This is a genomic window from Candidatus Sororendozoicomonas aggregata (assembly GCF_031528575.1).
GTDB lineage: Bacteria > Pseudomonadota > Gammaproteobacteria > Pseudomonadales > Endozoicomonadaceae > Endonucleibacter > Endonucleibacter aggregata.
Window position 1 is genome coordinate 42,027 of sequence record NZ_JAVLSP010000014.1, and the last position, 16,523, is coordinate 58,549.

Genomic DNA, 16,523 nt, shown 5'->3' on the forward strand with positions numbered 1-16,523 from the left:
ACCCTCTTGAAAGCCCAGGAGCCTGTCGGAGAATAGACCGCGCTACTGCTCTACCGCGCTACTGCGGTTATTGTCTTCACTGTTTTTTTCACTGTTGTCTTCACTATTGCCACCTATTGATGTGATACTCTGAATCAGTTCAGGTTTTCCTTTAAACGCTTTGGCAAGTGTTTCTTTATTTCGCGCGAGCAGTAGGCCGATGTTTTCTGCCAGAGTGTCATCAATAGTGAAGTTAGCTTCCAGCAGGCTTGACAGGTTATCAGCCAGCTCCATCATTTTGTCGTGCTCTTCTGCTGCTTTTTTGTCGGTAAACATACTTCCGTCCCGGTCAACTCGCCACATGGGGGTAATAGACACTGCCCGCTCCTGGTTGATAATGGATAATAGATAGGGTGGAGACTGTATAAAAATACAGTGAGTTTGTCCATAACTGTGATGGAAGAGAGTTGGATTCACGTAAATATGTTGATTTATTGTCCTGATAATAGGGTTCACCCTGGTTTTTTCTAATTGGTACAGACCATTGCAATCACAATTCACTCTATGGCCCTTATTACCTATTGAGAATGTGGTTGCTGAGCTTGTGGCAGCAGAGTCTTTTGCTTACCTGAAGGTGGCACAATCGCCAGGGTAAAATGAACGGTTACATTCGACCTTTTATTTGCCGCTGGCAGTGAAAAGCATGTTATATCCCTTTGTTTAACATTATCCAGCCCAGAAATAGTGGCGGGTAAATCTTGCTGACAGCCCTTATAAATTAATAACGCACCGTGGGTCAAAAAATCTTGTTTATTGACCCATGGGCTGTTTGCCAATGATAAATGACTGATAAAAGCAGGATGGCTCGGTAGATAGGCTGACAAATAATAACCGATTCCGCCCGTCAATGATCCGGTATAACGAATCGGTAGATTGCCAACTTTTTGCTGCCAATAGTGTTGTGCGACCCTGGCCAGCGCATAACCTGGTAAGTTAATATGATGCACGCGCTTGTCATAAAAATTAATCGCGGTATAGCCAATAAATACTATGATCTGTATAACCAGTACGGCCGGTAGTAGCAGCTTTAATGCATTGGATTGAAATTTCATCCCGTACCATAAAAACCCTGCTGGTACCGATAAGATAAACAATGGAAATCCCCATTCTGCCCTGATATTTATCCCACCTATTACGGCAATGGCTATCACTAGTAATAAAGGTGACCATCCCAAAAAAACCAGGTAATTCATTGGGGATACTGTTGTATCTGATTTTTTTATTTTACCCGTGCGATAGAAAATATAGAGCGCGATGGCTATGGGAATAATGTTGGAAAGCTGCACAACAAACGCCATCAGCGGTCTGTATAAATGACTGTATAAAAAACCATCATTATAAATATCTGAACGGGAGAGCAAATAATGAAGTGGGAGGAAATTTGTTTGCGCCAGCCAGATAATATGTGGCAGTAACAGTACGACAAAAATGGCAAATGCTGCCATTAAGTATTTAGTATATTCACGACGATAGTGACTCAATAAATAACCGGCCTCCAGCAACAATATAATGGCAGATTCATACTTGGCTAACATTGATAACGCGGCAACTGCCCCCAGCAACAGCCAGTTATACCAGCCAGGATGACTCATCGCCTGCCAGCAATAAAATGCGGTCATTACCCAAAAAGGCAGCATAATGGTATTTTGATTATACTGCAACAACACATTAACAAAGTAATAGGCACATAATGCTGATAGTACAGTTGCTGCCAATGCCGTGACAGTATCTAAAAATAACTTGCCCAACCTGTAAACGTAGATAAAGGTTACTATCATGCAAACAGTATTGGCAAAAAATGTTCCCCATTCACGATTATGGAAAAGGGTTACCATCAATGTTAATAACCAGGCTCCCAGGGGTGGGTGCTCATCATACCCCCATGACCAGGCGTTGCCCCAGGCAATATTCTGGGCAGAATCAGGTTGAATTGAATAAAATAAGCAGGCAGGCACAATGCCAACCAGTAGAATAATACCTGCTATAAAAATAAAGAGCGCTTTATTGGTAGCAACAGAATGAGTACTGTTATTATTCATTTCATTATACATCAGAAAAAATGACTGACCTTATTATAGTGCCTGTCAGAAAAACCATGAAATAGAAAGCCTTTCTGCCAAAGCAGCTCAATTGGTTCGTTAGTACTTCTAATGTTTACGCATCAAAAGAGGTGTTTCGCTAAAACGGTTTAAGTAGGCTGACAAACCATTTTCAGACCAAGAAAAATCTTGATGTCTTGCACGATTCTTTCGGAAACAGGACGCTGACAAAGTTATTCAGTCGTCCCTTCCTTTATCTCAGTCAACTCAGTCACTTTTTGCGACCCGGTCGTTTTTTGTTTTTCCCGCTGACGGCCTCTGCCCGCCTGGACACTGGCTTTTTATGGGACTGCCTGACTTCTCGCTCAGCCGGTGGGCGAACATAGGCTTTTGCCGGTGGCAGATCCACCAGTTCGGCAAGCCGGTCAATATCCGCTTTACCCATTTCCTGCCAATGCCCGACCCGGAGTCGGTCAGGCATCATCATCGAGCCAAAGCGTACACGCTTTAACCGGCTCACCGTCAGTTCCTGAGACGCCCACAAGCGGCGAACTTCCCGGTTACGGCCTTCAAGAATACAGACATGAAACCAACGATTAACGCCGCTGCCCCCGGCATCCACAATATCGGTAAAACGCGCCGAACCATCGTCAAGCTCAACACCCTCATACAAACGCTTGACCTTGGCCGACGTAATATCACCCATTACCCGCACGGCATATTCCCGCTCAATACTGTTTGATGGGTGCATTAACCGGCTGGCCAACTCGCCATCAGTAGTAAATAGCAACAGGCCAGAGGTGTTAATGTCCAAACGCCCAATGGCAATCCAGCGGCCACCTTTGAGTTTGGGCAGCCTGTCAAACACGGTTGGGCGACCTTCCGGGTCGGACTGGCTGCAAATCTCACCTTCGGGTTTATTGTAAGCAATAAGACGACGAACACCGGACGTGTAAGCATCAAGGTTGATTCGACGTCCGTCCACAGTAATGGTGTCACGTGTACAGGCCCGATCACCGAGCCCGGCAGTTTTGTTATTGACACTGACACGCCCTTCACTTAACCAGCGCTCCATTTCCCGGCGCGAGCCAAGGCCGGCGCCAGCGAGTATTTTCTGGAGTTTTTCTCCCTGGGGAGGTCGCGTGGACTCAGCCACCTCAGACTCGCGGGTATTGGGGGTATCAATAGTCATGAAATGCGGTTACCGGACGGCTTTAGCCGTGTTGATAGGAGATAATAACGCGGGAAGTATAAGCCAGATACCGACAAGGGGACAATAATTATCTGATAACAGGCACAGACCGACACATTCCTGAGCTCCCACTATAACTCCCACTATAGATGTTATACTTGGGAGCACTACCGGCGAGTTGATGATGCTCTGCGGGGCATCAGACATCGCGTTTGTGGGTGGCAGTCTGGTTGAACGCGCAGGGCATTCGCACCACTGTGGTGGCCTGTTATCAGTGACCGACAGGGTTAATTTTCTCACTATCAGCCCGTCACCGGTCAAAGCAGATGGGCTTGCGCTGTTCACAGTGTGAATACGGTTCAAAAACCGCCAATATCCCCGGGGTAATACTGACCACAGGAGGATGATCGGGAAATCGGGAAATCGGGAAATCGGGAAATCGGGAAATCGGGAAATCGGGAAAAAGGCGAACAGTTTGCCAAAGCCAGCGGTGGTGTACTGGCGTATTCATTTCAACCATTTCAACGCACAGGCAGCGCTTTACCTGTTTTGATTAACGAACGGGGAAAGTTTCTTTTAATCAGAACTCAATTGGAACGCATTGGAACTCATCAAAAATCGGAGCGTTAAAACATGTTTCTGTCCAAGATGAAATGTCCTGTTTTATATTGTGTGACCCTCTTGCTCATGTTCTTGCTCACGGGGTTATTTTTGATTGGCATTAACCTGGCAAAAGCCAGTTATAGTCAGAACGAGTCAACGGAAAGTGGTCAACTTCAACCCCTCGCTAAAGCCACTCCACCTCGAGCTTATATTACCAGTTATAATATTTTTAAAAGGGATTATAGTAAAATCATTCAATGTCAAATTAATCCGGCTACGGGTGCTTTTTCCCGTTGCGGTGATACCGGTGCCACTGGCTTGAATAACCCGGGTATGGTTGTTCTCAACCAGCAAGGGACGCGTGCATTTATTGTCAACTCCGCCAGTAACAGGGTCGTTCAATGTAAGGTGGATCAACTGACGGGGAATTTTTCAAACTGTGGCGACACCGGTGCCTCAAAGCTCTCTCAACCTGCAAGTATTACTTTAAATAAAAAGGGCACGCGCGCTTTTGTGGCGAATTTTGCTGACTCGAAGATTATTGCGTGTCACGTTGATTCGGCGACGGGCAATTTTTCCAATTGTATTGACACCGGGGGATATGGATTTTCCCATTCGTCGGATATTGTCCTTAATAAGGAAGAAAATCGTGCCTTTGTACTAAGTTTGTGGGGAGGGCGCGTTAATGTCTGTGAGGTTGATCCTGTTACCCGTCAATTTAGCCAATGCCATAACGCGGGTGCTACCGGACTTTATATTCCCTCTGAAATGGCCTTCAACGGGGCGGGTGATCAAGCGTATATAACCAGTCAGGGGGATTCAAAAGTGGTTCATTGCAATGTTGATGTGGCTACGGGTAAATTTTCAGCCTGTGGTGATACAGGTGCCACAGAAGTCTATGTTCCCACCGGTATTGCCGTTAATCCAGAAGGCACTCGAGCTTATGTTGTCAATACCTACGCCGGGCAGGTTACTCAGTGCAAGATTAACCCTGATAGCGGTATGTTCTCCCATTGCGCCAACGCGGGTGCCTCCTTGTTAAAATACCCTGATGGAATCCATATTCACTGGTAATAAAGGGCAGGTTATACCAATCGCCTTTTCTAGGAGCCTGTCCGAGAATAGACTGCGCTACTGCGGTTGCGATAAATTGGTCTGAAAATTCCTGCTTCTTCATCAAATAGCCCCGCTATTCTCCTCAGAAGCAGAAATTTTTATCCTCAATTTCTCGCGATCCTCGCTACGGGCGCTATTCCCGGACAGGCTTCTAGTGCGTAACTTGCGTTAACAACACTGGGAGGCTATGCCAACTATGTATACCTGTACGCACTGTCAGATGGATTTTGACACGCCCGGCGAATTAGAGGAACACATTCAAACCCATACTGGAGAAAATCCCCATAAATGCGAAGCCTGTGGCAGGATATTTACGCGAAAGCTTAATCTCATTCAACACATGAAAACTCATACTAATGAACAAAACCGTCAATGCGGATTTTGTCAAAAAAAATTTCGCTACCCAAGGGACTGCAGGAAACACGAGATAATCCACACTGGGATCAAGCCCTTCGTATGCCCTGGTTGTGGTAGGGGATTCAGACGAGAATATCATTTGAATAGACACAGAGACAGTTGTAGTGGTGAGGCCTGTTTTCGCTGCCCTATCTGTAAAGCAAAGTGGTATAAGAATAAAATTGGCTACGACGCGCATATGAGTAGTAAACACCCTGGCTACCAGGAGCAACAATTATCCATTGGTGCGCAGCCACTCTCTGGAGTATTTATTAATAAACAGGCAATCCCTGGTGTTGGCGCGGTCAGCTCTGTCACTCATGAGTTAAAGTCGGCAACGACGGGTGTTGAAATCAGTACATCACAGGTAAGTGATTCGTCTGGTGGAAGCGTCGTTTATACTGAAATGAGAACGACAGCCCCAAGCACAACCACAACCGCAACCGCAACCGCAACCGCAAGTCTGACCAGCGCTCAACCCTACCCAGTAACAATAGCGGCGGTCGCAAGCCCGGAGGGGGCTTTTGCCGTGCCTGAAAGCCCACTGAATAGTGAAAGACAACTGGATTTCAGCGATCTACTGGCATTGGACGCATTGGAAGATGATTTTCCCTGGTAATTTGCGCGAGACGCAAAGCCCTTTACTTCAAGGTTGAGCGCCAATCAAACTTTATGACCCCGTTAGCGCTTACAAACTGGACGTCAGAACAGTAGAAGCAACGAGTAATGGTACAAGAAGCTATTGCGAGGAGTTTTAACGCGGCTCTGGCGTTCGTTGTCAGCGTAAAGCGCAATCAGGAGGGTCAATGGGTATAAGCTCTGCGGTCATCATTTTATCAGTTACGCGCCTATGCTGGCGCGTAACTTGCGTTAACAACACAGGGAGACTATGCCACCTATGTATACCTGTACGCGCTGTAATATGGATTTTGACACGCCCGGCGAATTAGAAGAGCACATTCAAACCCATACTGGAGAAAATCCCCATGAATGCGAAGCCTGTGGCAGGAGATTTGCCCTAAAGATTGACCTCATTAAACACCTGCAAGCCCATGCTAATGAAAAAAAACGTCAATGCAGGTTTTGTCATAAAAATTTTCTCCGAACAAAGGAATGCAGGACACACGAGAGAATCCACACTGGGGTGAGGCCCTTCGTATGCCCTGATTGTGGCAGGGGATTCACGCAACTTGCTCCTTTGAATAGACACAGAAACACTTGTGATGGTGAGGCCTGTTTTCGTTGCCCTATCTGTCCAGCAAAGTGGTATAAGAATGAAAGGGGCTACAAAAGACATATGGATAATGAACACCCTGGCTACCGGGAGCAACAATTGTCCATTAGTTCACAGGTATCCATTAATGAACAGACAATCCCTGGTGTTGGCGCGGTCAGCTCTGTTACTCATCAGTTAAGGTTGGAAACGACGGGTGTAGAAATCAGTACATCACAGGTAAGTGGTTCGTCTGGTGGAAGCGTCGTTTATACTGAAATGAGAACGACAGCCCCAGGCACAAGCACAAGTACAAGTACAACCGCAAGTCTGACCAGCGCTCAACCCTACCCGGTAGCAATAGCAGCGGTCGCAAGCCCGGAAGCCGCTTTTGCGGTGCCTGAAAACCCACTGAATAATGAAGGAGAAAATGAAAGACAACTGGATTTCAGCGATCTACTGGCACTGGACGCATTGGAAGATGATTTTCCCTGGTAATTTGCGCAAGACGCAAAGCCCTTTACTTCGGCGCAAGAGCGCTAATCAAACCTTATGACCCCGTTAGCGCTTACAAACTGGACGTTAGAACATTAGAAACGACGGGTGAGGCTTGCTACTGTGAGGTGCTTCAACGCCGAGTTGGCGTTCGTTGGCAGCGTAAAGAGCAATCAGAGCGCAATCAGAGCGCAATCAGAGCGCAATCAGAGCGCAATCAGAGCGCAATCAGGAGAGTCAATGGGTAAAAGCTCTCCGGTCATCATTTTATCAGCTACGCGCTTGTGCTGGCGCGTAACTTGAGTTAACAGAATAAGGAGGCTATGCCAATTATGTATACCTGTACGCACTGTCATATGGATTTTGACACGCCCGGCGAATTAGAGGAGCACACTCGAACCCATACTGAAGAAAAGCCCTATAAGTGCAAAGCCTGCGGCATGGAATTTGCCGAAACGGGTAATTTCATTCAACACATGCAAGCGCATATCAATAAAAAGATCTATCCATGCGGATTTTGTGAGAGAATATTTTCCCAACGTTGCGAGCGCACGAAACACCAGAAAATCCATAGTGGGGAGCGGCCCCATGTATGCCCTGGTTGCGGTAGAGGCTTCTTAAAAAAAAGTCATTTGGATGGACACAGAAAAAGTTGTGATGGTGAGCCCTGTTTTCGTTGCCCTGTTTGTCCAGCAAAGTGGTTTAAGAATGGGTTCGGATACAAACTCCATATGGACGATTGCCACCCTGGCTACCGGGAGCAACAATTATCCATTAGTTCACAGGTATCCATTAATGAACAGACAATCCCTGGTGTTGGCGCGGTCTGCTCTGTCACTCATAAGTTAAGGTCGGAAACGACGGGTGTAGAAATCAGTACATCACAGGTAAGTGATTCGTCTGGTGGAAGCTCCGTTTATACCGAAATGAGAACGACAGCCCCAGGCACAAGTACAAGTACAAGTACAACCACAACCACAAGTCTGACCAGCGCTCAACCCTACCCAGTAGCAATGGCAGCGGTCGCAAGCCCGGAAGCCGCTTTTGCGGTGCCTGAAAACCCACTGAATAATGAAGGAGAAAATGAAAGACAACTGGATTTCAGCGATCTACTGGCGCTGGACGCATTGGAAGATGATTTTCCCTGGTAATTTGCGCAAGACGCAAAGCCCTTTACTTCGGCGCAAGAGCGCTAATCAAACCTTATGACCCCGTTAGCGCTTACAAACTGGACGTTAGAACATTAGAAACGACGGGTGAGGCTTGCTACTGTGAGGTGCTTCAACGCCGAGTTGGCGTTCGTTGGCAGCGTAAAGAGCAATCAGAGCGCAATCAGAGCGCAATCAGAGCGTAATCAGAGCGTAATCAGAGTGCAATCAGGAGAGAGAGTCAATGGGCATATCATTTGATCAACCACGCGCCTGTGCTGGCGCGTAACTTGAGTTAACAACACAGAGAGGCTATGCCAACTATGTATACCTGTACGCACTGTCATATGGATTTTGACACGCCTAGCGAATTAGAAGAGCACATTCAAACCCATACCGAAGAAAATCCCCATGAATGCGAAGCCTGTGGCAGGAGATTTACGCGAAGGCTTAATCTCATTCAACACATGAAAACTCATACGAATGAAAAAAACCGTCAATGTAGATTTTGTCAAAGAAAATTTGACTTCCCAAAGGACGTCAGGAAACATGAGTTAATCCACACTGGGATGAGGCCCCACGTATGCCCTGGTTGTAGTAGGGGATTCACACAAGTACAGCATTTGAATAGACACAGAAAAAGTTGTTCTGGTGAGCCCTGTTTTCGTTGCCCTGTCTGTCCAGCAAAGTGGTTTAAGGATGGGTTCGGATACAAATCCCATATGAACACGTTACACTGTGGCTACCAGGAGCAACAATTGTCCATTAGTTCACAGGTATCCATTAATGAACAGACAATCCCTGGTGTTGGCGCGGTCAGCTCTGTCACTCATCAGTTAAGGTCGGAAACGACGGGTGTAGAAATCAGTACATCACAGGTAAGTGGTTCGTCTGGTGGAAGCGTCGTTTATACTGAAATGAGAACGACAGCCCCAGGCACAAGCACAATCACAACCGCAACCGCAACCGCAACCACAAGTCTAACTAGCGCTCAACCCTACCCAGTAGCAATAGCAGCGGTCGCAAGCCCGGAGGGGGCTTTTGCAGTGCCTGAAAGCCCACTGAATAATGAAGGAGAAAATGAAAGACAACTGGATTTCAGCGATCTACTGGCACTGGACGCAGGGGAAGATGATTTTCCCTGGTAATTCGCGCAAGACGCAACCCCCTGCTCTGTTGACCACGGTGAACTGAAGTCTCGCTCGGCGCGCGAATGCCTGCCTTGTTCACCATAAGCCACCATAAGCCACCATAAGCGACATCCCTCTGACAATCTTCTTTTGCTCCCTGATAATCTTAAGCACTGGGATAACGCCAGTATTTGGCCTTATCAACGCGCCGTGCCTTTATTTTGGTGGCGTATGCGTTCGTGCGAAGCGTGGGAACGAGACAAAATAGCTCTATGGACAACAGCTATTATACTGCCATCTGGGTAACAGGCATTTTATACATTGTTTAATTTTTAACCGAATGGCAGTGCCTGAAAATGGCACGTTGAACATTTTCGGTTATGGTAGGTCAAAAGCGTTTTAATAAAGCCGTCAAAGAGGGGGCATATGTTTCGATCATTTTTTTTCAGCCGACAATGGCTGCGCTGGTCCATACTGGGCACTATCGCGATTTTGGCCACAACCTATTTTCAGGTACAGCTCGATGTAAGGATTAATGAATGGTACGGCGATTTTTATAATACCCTGCAAACGATGCTGACGAACCCCGGTAGCGTCACTTTTCCCGAGTTTTTAAAAAAATGCCTGACGTTTGCCAAGGTTGCCGCGGTTTATATTGTGGTGGCCGTATTAATGGCTTTTTTTGTCAGCCACTATATTTTCCGTTGGCGCACCGCTATGAACGATTACTACATGGAACACTGGCCCAGGTTGCGGCATATTGAAGGGGCGGCACAACGGGTGCAGGAAGACACGATGCGTTTTGCTACCATCATGGAAAGCCTGGGCAGCTCCCTGGTGTATTCCATTATGACACTGGCGGCCTTCTTTCCTTTATTGATTACACTCAGCGCTAACGTCACTGAACTGCCCTGGGTGGGTTCTGTGCCCTATTCCCTGGTGTGGGTAGCGATTATATCAGCAGCCAGTGGCACTGTTTTGTTGGCGGTGGTTGGTATTAAACTGCCGGGCCTCGAGTTTAATAACCAAAAAGTGGAAGCGGCTTACCGCAAAGAGCTGGTCTTTGGTGAAGACCATGGAGAGCGGGCCGGGCCGGTGACGGTAAAGACATTGTTTAACAACGTGCGTAAAAATTATTTCAGGCTCTATAAGCACTACCTGTATTTTAATGTTGCCCGATACTCTTACCTGCAGTTTTCCATTGTTTTGCCACTGATTGCCATGGGGCCGACCATTGTTGCCGGTGCCATTACGTTGGGGGTTTTACAGCAAGTACTTAACGCCTTTAGCAAGGTGGAATCTTCTTTCCAGTTTTTGGTGCAATCGTGGAGCACCATTGTTGAGCTTATCTCGATTTATAAACGTTTAAGGGCATTTGAAAGCCAGATCAGGTTAAACAGCGAAACAGGCGCGTTGAGTTAAACCGCTTCAGAAAAAAGGAAGCCATCATCACCGTCCCCACAATGGCTTGTGCCTTTGTGGGGACGACGCCGGTTCCGGGAGATTAGAGAAGGCTATGGGGTTTATACCAATCGTTTTTTCTAACGGCTCAATGGTGCCCAGTATCATCGGCGTTGTTATCGCCTTGTTCTGACGGCCTGGTGTTATTGTCCGTGTGATCCTCGTCCTGAGTGTGCCCGGATGCTTGCGTGGGTTCTTGATCCTCGTTCTCTGGTACTATTGTTACTGGTTCATTGTGGGCAGGGATATCACCCGTTGCCAGTGTTTCAATTTTCTGTTTTTTAATAAGGTCATCGAAGTTGTCGGGTAACTCGGCTTCCATTTCGTCAAGTTCCGCAAACAGCTCTTCAGCGCTCACCTCTTCACTGGTATCACCTTCAAGGGTAACTGTAAGGGGGGGTGTGGCCTCGATATTTTCCAGCAAGTCACTTTGTTCATTGAGTGCTTTCGCGGTTTCTTCCAGATCACGGATTTCTGAAAGGGGGGGGAGCTCGTTAAGGTTTTCCAGGTTGAAATAATCCAAAAATTGCCGGGTGGTGGCAAACATGGCTGGGCGGCCAGGCACATCCCTGTGACCCACGACCCGAATCCATTCACGTTCCTGCAAGGTGCGAATAATGGTGCTGCTGACGCTGACACCGCGCACATCTTCAATTTCGCCCCGGGTAATAGGCTGACGATAGGCGATCAATGCCAACGTTTCCAGCATGGCCCGGGTGTATCGCTGGGGCTTCTCTTCCCACAGCCGACTCACCCAGGGAGCCAGCTCCTGGCGTACTTGAAAACGGTAACCAGAAGCCACCTGCTTGAGTTCAAAACCCCGCTCAGCACAGGCATCGGCGATTTTTCCCAATGCTTCGGTAATGGCATTGTCCTCAGGGCGCTCGTCCTGGGGAAATAACTGCGTCAACTGTTCCGCCGTCAGTGGCTTGTCACTGGCTAACAGGATGCCTTCGAGAATCAGGTGCAGGGGCGGTTCGTCCAGTATCATAGGGGCTTTGGGATTCCTGTTAGTTAGTCGATTCGTGCCTTGACATGAATGGGGCCAAAGGCTTCAGTTTGCACCAGTTCAATCAGCGACTCCTTAATCAGTTCCATGATGGCCATAAAGGTGACGACAACGCCAAGTCGGCCTTCTTCCACATTATAAAGGGCAACAAAGGGGGTAAAGCGTTCCGACGACAGTAAAGAAAGAACGTCGCTCATTCTTTCTCGCACAGACAGGGCTTCTTCTTCAACCTGATGACTTTCATGCTGGTCAACCCGACGAAGCACTTCGCCCATGGCCAGAAGAATTTCTTTTAAAGCCACGTCAGGTAAGGGCCGCTCTTTTTCGTACTCTGGCGCATCCGCTCTCACATTGTGCAGATCGCGTCCCATGCGCGGCAGTTCATCCAGCGTTTCCGCCGCTGTTTTAAACTGTTCATATTCCTGCAAGCGGCGAATCAGTTCAGCACGTGGGTCATCATCCTCGTCTTCTTCCACTTCTTCGGAGCGCGGAAGCAATATGCGGGATTTAATTTCAGCGAGGGTGGCCGCCATCACCAGATACTCAGCCGCCAGCTCAAACTGATGGCTCTGCATGAGTTCCACATAATCAATGTATTGCTGAGTGATTTTAGCCACCTGGATATCCAGAATATCCATATTGTTGCGCTTGATCAGGTACAGTAGTAAATCCAGCGGCCCTTCAAAGGCTTCCAGAAAAACCTGGAGTGCCTCAGGAGGAATATAAAGGTCATCGGGCAGCTTGGTCAGGGCCTCTCCCCTGAACTGGGCAATAGGTTGCTGTGAAGATTCAGGCGCTGTTACTACTGGCGGATTCTCCACGGTTTCCGTGGTGTTCATCGGTAGTCTAGTCCTATGGCTTCCCGGACAACCCGCAGGGTGTCCTGGGCTTCATCTCGTGCAGCTTCACTGCCCTCTGCAATGATACTTTTGACAACATCCGGGTTTTTTTCAAGTTCAATGGCTTCAATGCGTATGGGTTCTAATTCAGCCTGCACCGCATCAATTAAGGGCTGTTTACAGTCCAGGCAGCCTATGGACGCGCTACGGCATCCCTGTCGCACCCACTGTTGACGCGCTTCATCAGAATATTGCTGGTGCAAGGGCCATACCGGGCACTTATCCGGCTCGCCAGGGTCATTTCGGCGAATGCGTGCCGAGTCGGTGGGCATTTTGCGAAGCTTGGTGGTGATTTCATCGGGGTCTTCGCGAAGGCTGATGGTATTATTCGACGATTTTGACATTTTCTGCCCATCAAGACCCGGGAAGCGAGACTTGGGGGTCAGTATTGCCTGAGGTTCCGGCAGGATCACCTTGCCAGTACCCTCCAGATAGCCAAACAAACGCTCCTGATCACCGAGGGTCATATTACTTTGCTCCTTAAGCAAAGCGCGGGCTGTTTCAAGGGCATTTTCGTTACCTTTTTCCAGGTAATCCTTACGGAGCTTTTTATAGAGATTGCCCGGTTTTTTACCCATTTTTCGAATCGCCATCTCGGCGTTTTCTTCAAAACCGGGTTCCCGGCCATACAAATGGTTAAAGCGCCGGGCAACTTCACGGGTAACCTCCACATGGGACTCCTGGTCAGCGCCAATGGACACATGACCTGCCCGATAGGCCAGAATATCCGCTGTCTGTAACAGGGGGTACCCCAAAAAACCGATGGTAGAAAGGTCTTTTTCCCTGAGTTTTTCCTGTTGATCTTTGTAACCGGGGACGCGCTCGAGCCAGGATAAAGGGGTGATCATGGACAACAGCAGCTGGAGTTCCGCATGCTCAGGCACTCTGGATTGGACGAACAGCGTGGCCGCGCCCGGGTTAATACCCACCGCCAGCCAGTCTGTCACCAGATTATAGGTGTAAGTTTCCAGAGCTTGCGTGTCTTCATAGTGTGTAGCCATCGCATGCCAGTCTGCGACAAAGAAGAAACAATCGTATTCGTGCTGTAACGCCAGCCAGTTTTTCAGTACGCCGTGGTAATGGCCAATATGACATTGACCAGTGGGTCGCATGCCTGATAACACACGCGACTGGGGATCTACAGCACTCAAGCGAGTCTCCGAAATGTAAGTGGGTATGGGAACAGAGTACGACAGATTGTGCCAGCAGAAAAGAGGCGAAGATGTATAACAACGAATCTTGAGATCCCGGACGTTTTCTGCGGCTATACCCGCAGATTATTATATTACCTCTAGGAGTCTGATCAACTCAGCGTCAGAACAGAAGAAATAGCGAATATCAAGGGCAACAGAGGATAAAAAATCGCTATTGAGCGGCGAAGAGTCCGCTACTTTTTTTGCGGCGCTCCAGGGATCCGTGAAACCGTTGGGCCATAAATATTCCCTATGGCTATACCGCGCTTATAAACGAGTATTATATTGCCTCTATGACTTTTTTGGTGGCAGTTCTTTTTTACTGCTGATGCCGTCCTATTAAAGTGATTCGCCAGAAACCCACTTGCTGCCAAAAGATGTGAATGCTATGCCCAGACCTAAAAATGGTAATTTTCCCTGTTTAACTTGTGGTGAGGTTTTTAGTTGTCAGAGCCTACTAGCCTCGCACTTGGCGATTCATTATTCGGGTGAATCAGGATTCATCTGCCCCGTCTGCAGCAGACGTTGTAATAATTACCAACACTTGCAAAGGCACTGTGTAACCCATTCGGATGTTAAAAATTACTCCTGCGACGAATGCGGTAAATCTTTTAAGCGTCCAGACGTACTCAAGGGCCACAAGAGAGCCATGCATTCCGGGATTAAACCCCACGTATGCACCATCTGCGGTAGAAGATTTGCCGAGTCGGATGACCTTAAAACGCACTCGACTGTCCACTCGCGCGCTAAAAATCACAAATGCGGCAAATGCGGGAAAACGTTTACAACGGCATACAGTCGCAAAAAGCATGAGAAAAAATGTGAACCTCTTAACTACGTACAGACAATGATACAGCCACTGCCCGGTGGCAAAGTCGTTACCAGCACAGCCCATGTCATGCCAATAAGCTCTACGCTTGTTGCCACTGTGGCTAAAGTAGTAACCTCAAATGCCACAGCGACAGTGACTACGTATCAGCACCTGGGGGCAGGGGCAACCGTCACGACGTTTTCGCAAAAGAGCACGGCAGTCACCGCGCGGCAACAGTCAGGGACGACTCTGAACCCACAAGAAGACGCGCTTCTGGGTGATATAAACCAAATAATCAATGACGATAACGCGGGTTCTCTGGTGGGGAGTCAGTCAGGTTTACCCAATAACACGGATCCGACAACATGGATTTCGTTTGATGCGACTGGCTCAGGTTATGATATCGACCTGGGTTGTAAGTTTGACGGGATACCGGACTGACCGGATTAACCCCTTTAAATGCACGAAATAGCGAATATCAAGGGCAACAGAGGATAAAAAATCGCTATTGAGCGGCGAATAGTCCGCTACTTTTTTGTGGCGCTCCAGGGATCTGTGAAACCGTTGGGCCATAAATATTCCCTATGGCTATACTACGCTTATAAACAAGTATTATATTGCCCCTATGACTTTTTTGGTGGCAGTTCTTTGTTACTGCGGATATTGTCCAATTAACGTGATTCGCCAGAAACACACTTGCTGCTAAAAGGCGTGAATGCTGTGCCTAAAACACCTAAAACACCTAAAACACCTAAGTATCACTGTGAAATTTGCGATAAAACGTTTTTCTATCCGGGCCAGCTCTCCAAACACCTGTCGGAGCATTCAGGTGGCACAGGACATACCTGCCCCACCTGCAAAAAATCTTTTCCAAATTACCAGCGTTTGAAAAGGCACGTTGTAACCCATTCAGATGCTAAAGATTTCCACTGCGACATCTGCCACAGAGCGTTTAATCGGATCGATGCGCTCAACACCCACAAGAAAACGCATTCCAATGTCAAACCTCACAAATGCGACATCTGCGGCAAAGAATTTACCCGGCCATACAGTCTTCGAACCCACATGTCAATCCATACGGGTGTTAAAAATTACCAATGCGGCAAGTGCGGGAAATTGTTTTCAGATCCGTCCAATAGGGCCAGGCATGAGAAAAAATGTAATTCCAGTACCTATACACAGTCAGTCATTCAGCCACTACCCGACGGAAATGTCGTTACCAGCACAACCCATGTCATGCCAATAAGCTCTATGCTTGTTGCCACTGTAGCCAGCGTAACAGCCACCTCAGGTGCCAGTGCCACAGTGATTGAGCATCAGCATCTAGGGACAGCAGCGGCAACCGTCACGACGTTTTCGCAAAAGAGCACCGCAGTCACCGCGCGGCAACAGTCAGGGACGGCTCTGGGCCCAGAAGAAGATGCCCTTCTGGATGATATCAACCAAATAATCAATAACGATAACGCGGGTTCTCTGGTGGGGAGTCAGTCAGGTTTATCCAATAACACTAATCCGACAACATGGATTTCGTTTGATGCAGATGATACAGGTGGTATAGATGAGATAGATTTCGGTTTGGACTATAATCTTCCCGGGGTACTGAAGTTTTCCGATTGACCTCTTTAAATGCACGATACCCACAATACAATGATGGATTATGGTGACGTGCGTGAAGGCAGGAAGTGGCAACCAGATTCTGATGATTTTTTCTCACTATCTTGCAGCGCTGCGGGGATCCGTGAAACCGTTGGGCCATAAACATTCCCTATGGCTATACTA

The 16,523-nt window shown here is 47.8% G+C and carries 15 protein-coding genes and 3 pseudogenes; 12 read left to right on the plus strand and 6 right to left on the minus strand.

Going from position 1 to position 16,523, the window contains the following annotated elements; genetic code table 11:
- Nucleotides 1-42: 42 nt before the first annotated feature.
- The 3 genes from V4C51_RS04625 to rluB all read right to left on the minus strand — a co-directional run bounded on the left by V4C51_RS04625 (nt 43) and on the right by rluB (nt 3,270).
- Nucleotides 43-357: a YebG family protein gene (locus V4C51_RS04625; RefSeq protein WP_330924959.1), complete on the minus strand. Its 315-nt coding sequence runs from the start codon at nt 355-357 to the stop codon at nt 43-45.
- A 200-nt stretch (nt 358-557) separates the two neighbouring features.
- The gene (locus V4C51_RS04630) at nt 558-2,078 is read right to left on the minus strand and encodes a glycosyltransferase family 39 protein (protein ID WP_330924960.1); all 1,521 of its coding nucleotides are present in this window, start codon (nt 2,076-2,078) and stop codon (nt 558-560) included.
- A gap of 271 nt (nt 2,079-2,349) precedes the next feature.
- Nucleotides 2,350-3,270 (minus strand): 23S rRNA pseudouridine(2605) synthase RluB, encoded by a 921-nt coding sequence (gene rluB / locus V4C51_RS04635; RefSeq protein WP_330924961.1) that lies wholly within the window; start codon nt 3,268-3,270, stop codon nt 2,350-2,352.
- A gap of 181 nt (nt 3,271-3,451) precedes the next feature.
- On the opposite strand from rluB, the gene V4C51_RS04640 reads away from it, so the two are divergent.
- The 9 genes and pseudogenes from V4C51_RS04640 (at nt 3,452) to sbmA (ending at nt 10,793) form a co-directional block, all read left to right on the plus strand.
- Nucleotides 3,452-3,622, plus strand: a complete 171-nt coding sequence (locus tag V4C51_RS04640; RefSeq protein ID WP_330924962.1) for a hypothetical protein — start codon at nt 3,452-3,454, stop codon at nt 3,620-3,622.
- Nucleotides 3,623-3,981: 359 nt separating this feature from the next.
- Nucleotides 3,982-4,947 (plus strand): lactonase family protein, encoded by a 966-nt coding sequence (locus V4C51_RS04645; RefSeq protein ID WP_330924963.1) that lies wholly within the window; start codon nt 3,982-3,984, stop codon nt 4,945-4,947.
- Between the two features lie 262 nt (nt 4,948-5,209).
- Nucleotides 5,210-5,335: pseudogene (locus tag V4C51_RS17885) on the plus strand (C2H2-type zinc finger protein); the annotation flags it as partial.
- A 150-nt stretch (nt 5,336-5,485) separates the two neighbouring features.
- Complete coding sequence (locus V4C51_RS04650) at nt 5,486-6,004, plus strand: hypothetical protein (protein WP_330924964.1); 519 nt, start codon at nt 5,486-5,488, stop codon at nt 6,002-6,004.
- Between the two features lie 678 nt (nt 6,005-6,682).
- Nucleotides 6,683-7,096: a hypothetical protein gene (locus tag V4C51_RS04655; RefSeq protein WP_330924965.1), complete on the plus strand. Its 414-nt coding sequence runs from the start codon at nt 6,683-6,685 to the stop codon at nt 7,094-7,096.
- Nucleotides 7,097-7,425: 329 nt separating this feature from the next.
- The gene (locus V4C51_RS04660; RefSeq protein ID WP_330924966.1) at nt 7,426-8,244 is read left to right on the plus strand and encodes a C2H2-type zinc finger protein; all 819 of its coding nucleotides are present in this window, start codon (nt 7,426-7,428) and stop codon (nt 8,242-8,244) included.
- A gap of 344 nt (nt 8,245-8,588) precedes the next feature.
- Nucleotides 8,589-8,714 (plus strand): annotated as a pseudogene (locus tag V4C51_RS17890) (C2H2-type zinc finger protein); the annotation flags it as partial.
- 249 nt (nt 8,715-8,963) lie between these two features.
- On the plus strand, nt 8,964-9,389 hold the full coding sequence (locus V4C51_RS04665) for a hypothetical protein (RefSeq protein WP_330924967.1): 426 nt from the start codon (nt 8,964-8,966) through the stop codon (nt 9,387-9,389).
- A gap of 408 nt (nt 9,390-9,797) precedes the next feature.
- Nucleotides 9,798-10,793 (plus strand): peptide antibiotic transporter SbmA, encoded by a 996-nt coding sequence (gene sbmA, locus V4C51_RS04670; protein WP_330924968.1) that lies wholly within the window; start codon nt 9,798-9,800, stop codon nt 10,791-10,793.
- A gap of 127 nt (nt 10,794-10,920) precedes the next feature.
- Here the strand turns inward: sbmA and scpB are convergent, their stop codons facing one another.
- Genes scpB through V4C51_RS04685 form a run of 3 tightly spaced genes read right to left on the minus strand, consistent with a single transcriptional unit; the run spans nt 10,921 to nt 13,891 of the window.
- Nucleotides 10,921-11,823: an SMC-Scp complex subunit ScpB gene (gene scpB, locus V4C51_RS04675; RefSeq protein WP_330924969.1), complete on the minus strand. Its 903-nt coding sequence runs from the start codon at nt 11,821-11,823 to the stop codon at nt 10,921-10,923.
- A gap of 23 nt (nt 11,824-11,846) precedes the next feature.
- Nucleotides 11,847-12,680, minus strand: a complete 834-nt coding sequence (locus V4C51_RS04680; RefSeq protein ID WP_330924970.1) for a segregation and condensation protein A — start codon at nt 12,678-12,680, stop codon at nt 11,847-11,849.
- Nucleotides 12,677-13,891 (minus strand): tryptophan--tRNA ligase, encoded by a 1,215-nt coding sequence (locus V4C51_RS04685; RefSeq protein ID WP_330924971.1) that lies wholly within the window; start codon nt 13,889-13,891, stop codon nt 12,677-12,679. The genes V4C51_RS04680 and V4C51_RS04685 overlap by 4 nt, the downstream gene beginning before the upstream one ends.
- A gap of 430 nt (nt 13,892-14,321) precedes the next feature.
- On the opposite strand from V4C51_RS04685, the pseudogene V4C51_RS17895 reads away from it, so the two are divergent.
- The 3 genes and pseudogenes from V4C51_RS17895 to V4C51_RS04695 all read left to right on the plus strand — a co-directional run.
- A pseudogene (locus tag V4C51_RS17895) lies at nt 14,322-14,666 on the plus strand (C2H2-type zinc finger protein); the annotation flags it as partial.
- 114 nt (nt 14,667-14,780) lie between these two features.
- On the plus strand, nt 14,781-15,185 hold the full coding sequence (locus tag V4C51_RS04690; RefSeq protein WP_330924972.1) for a hypothetical protein: 405 nt from the start codon (nt 14,781-14,783) through the stop codon (nt 15,183-15,185).
- Between the two features lie 279 nt (nt 15,186-15,464).
- Nucleotides 15,465-16,361 (plus strand): C2H2-type zinc finger protein, encoded by an 897-nt coding sequence (locus tag V4C51_RS04695; RefSeq protein WP_330924973.1) that lies wholly within the window; start codon nt 15,465-15,467, stop codon nt 16,359-16,361.
- Nucleotides 16,362-16,523: the final 162 nt, after the last annotated feature.

Excerpts from the sequence above, each read along its gene's own strand:
- V4C51_RS04630 (WP_330924960.1), bottom strand. The coding sequence starts at position 2,078 with ATGAATAATAACAGTACTCATTCTGTTGCTACCAATAAAGCGCTCTTT.
- rluB (WP_330924961.1), bottom strand. The coding sequence starts at position 3,270 with ATGACTATTGATACCCCCAATACCCGCGAGTCTGAGGTGGCTGAGTCC.
- V4C51_RS04640 (WP_330924962.1), top strand. The coding sequence starts at position 3,452 with ATGATGCTCTGCGGGGCATCAGACATCGCGTTTGTGGGTGGCAGTCTG.
- V4C51_RS04655 (WP_330924965.1), top strand. The coding sequence starts at position 6,683 with ATGGATAATGAACACCCTGGCTACCGGGAGCAACAATTGTCCATTAGT.
- V4C51_RS04660 (WP_330924966.1), top strand. The coding sequence starts at position 7,426 with ATGTATACCTGTACGCACTGTCATATGGATTTTGACACGCCCGGCGAA.
- V4C51_RS04665 (WP_330924967.1), top strand. The coding sequence starts at position 8,964 with ATGAACACGTTACACTGTGGCTACCAGGAGCAACAATTGTCCATTAGT.
- sbmA (WP_330924968.1), top strand. The coding sequence starts at position 9,798 with ATGTTTCGATCATTTTTTTTCAGCCGACAATGGCTGCGCTGGTCCATA.
- scpB (WP_330924969.1), bottom strand. The coding sequence starts at position 11,823 with ATGATACTGGACGAACCGCCCCTGCACCTGATTCTCGAAGGCATCCTG.
- V4C51_RS04680 (WP_330924970.1), bottom strand. The coding sequence starts at position 12,680 with ATGAACACCACGGAAACCGTGGAGAATCCGCCAGTAGTAACAGCGCCT.
- V4C51_RS04690 (WP_330924972.1), top strand. The coding sequence starts at position 14,781 with ATGATACAGCCACTGCCCGGTGGCAAAGTCGTTACCAGCACAGCCCAT.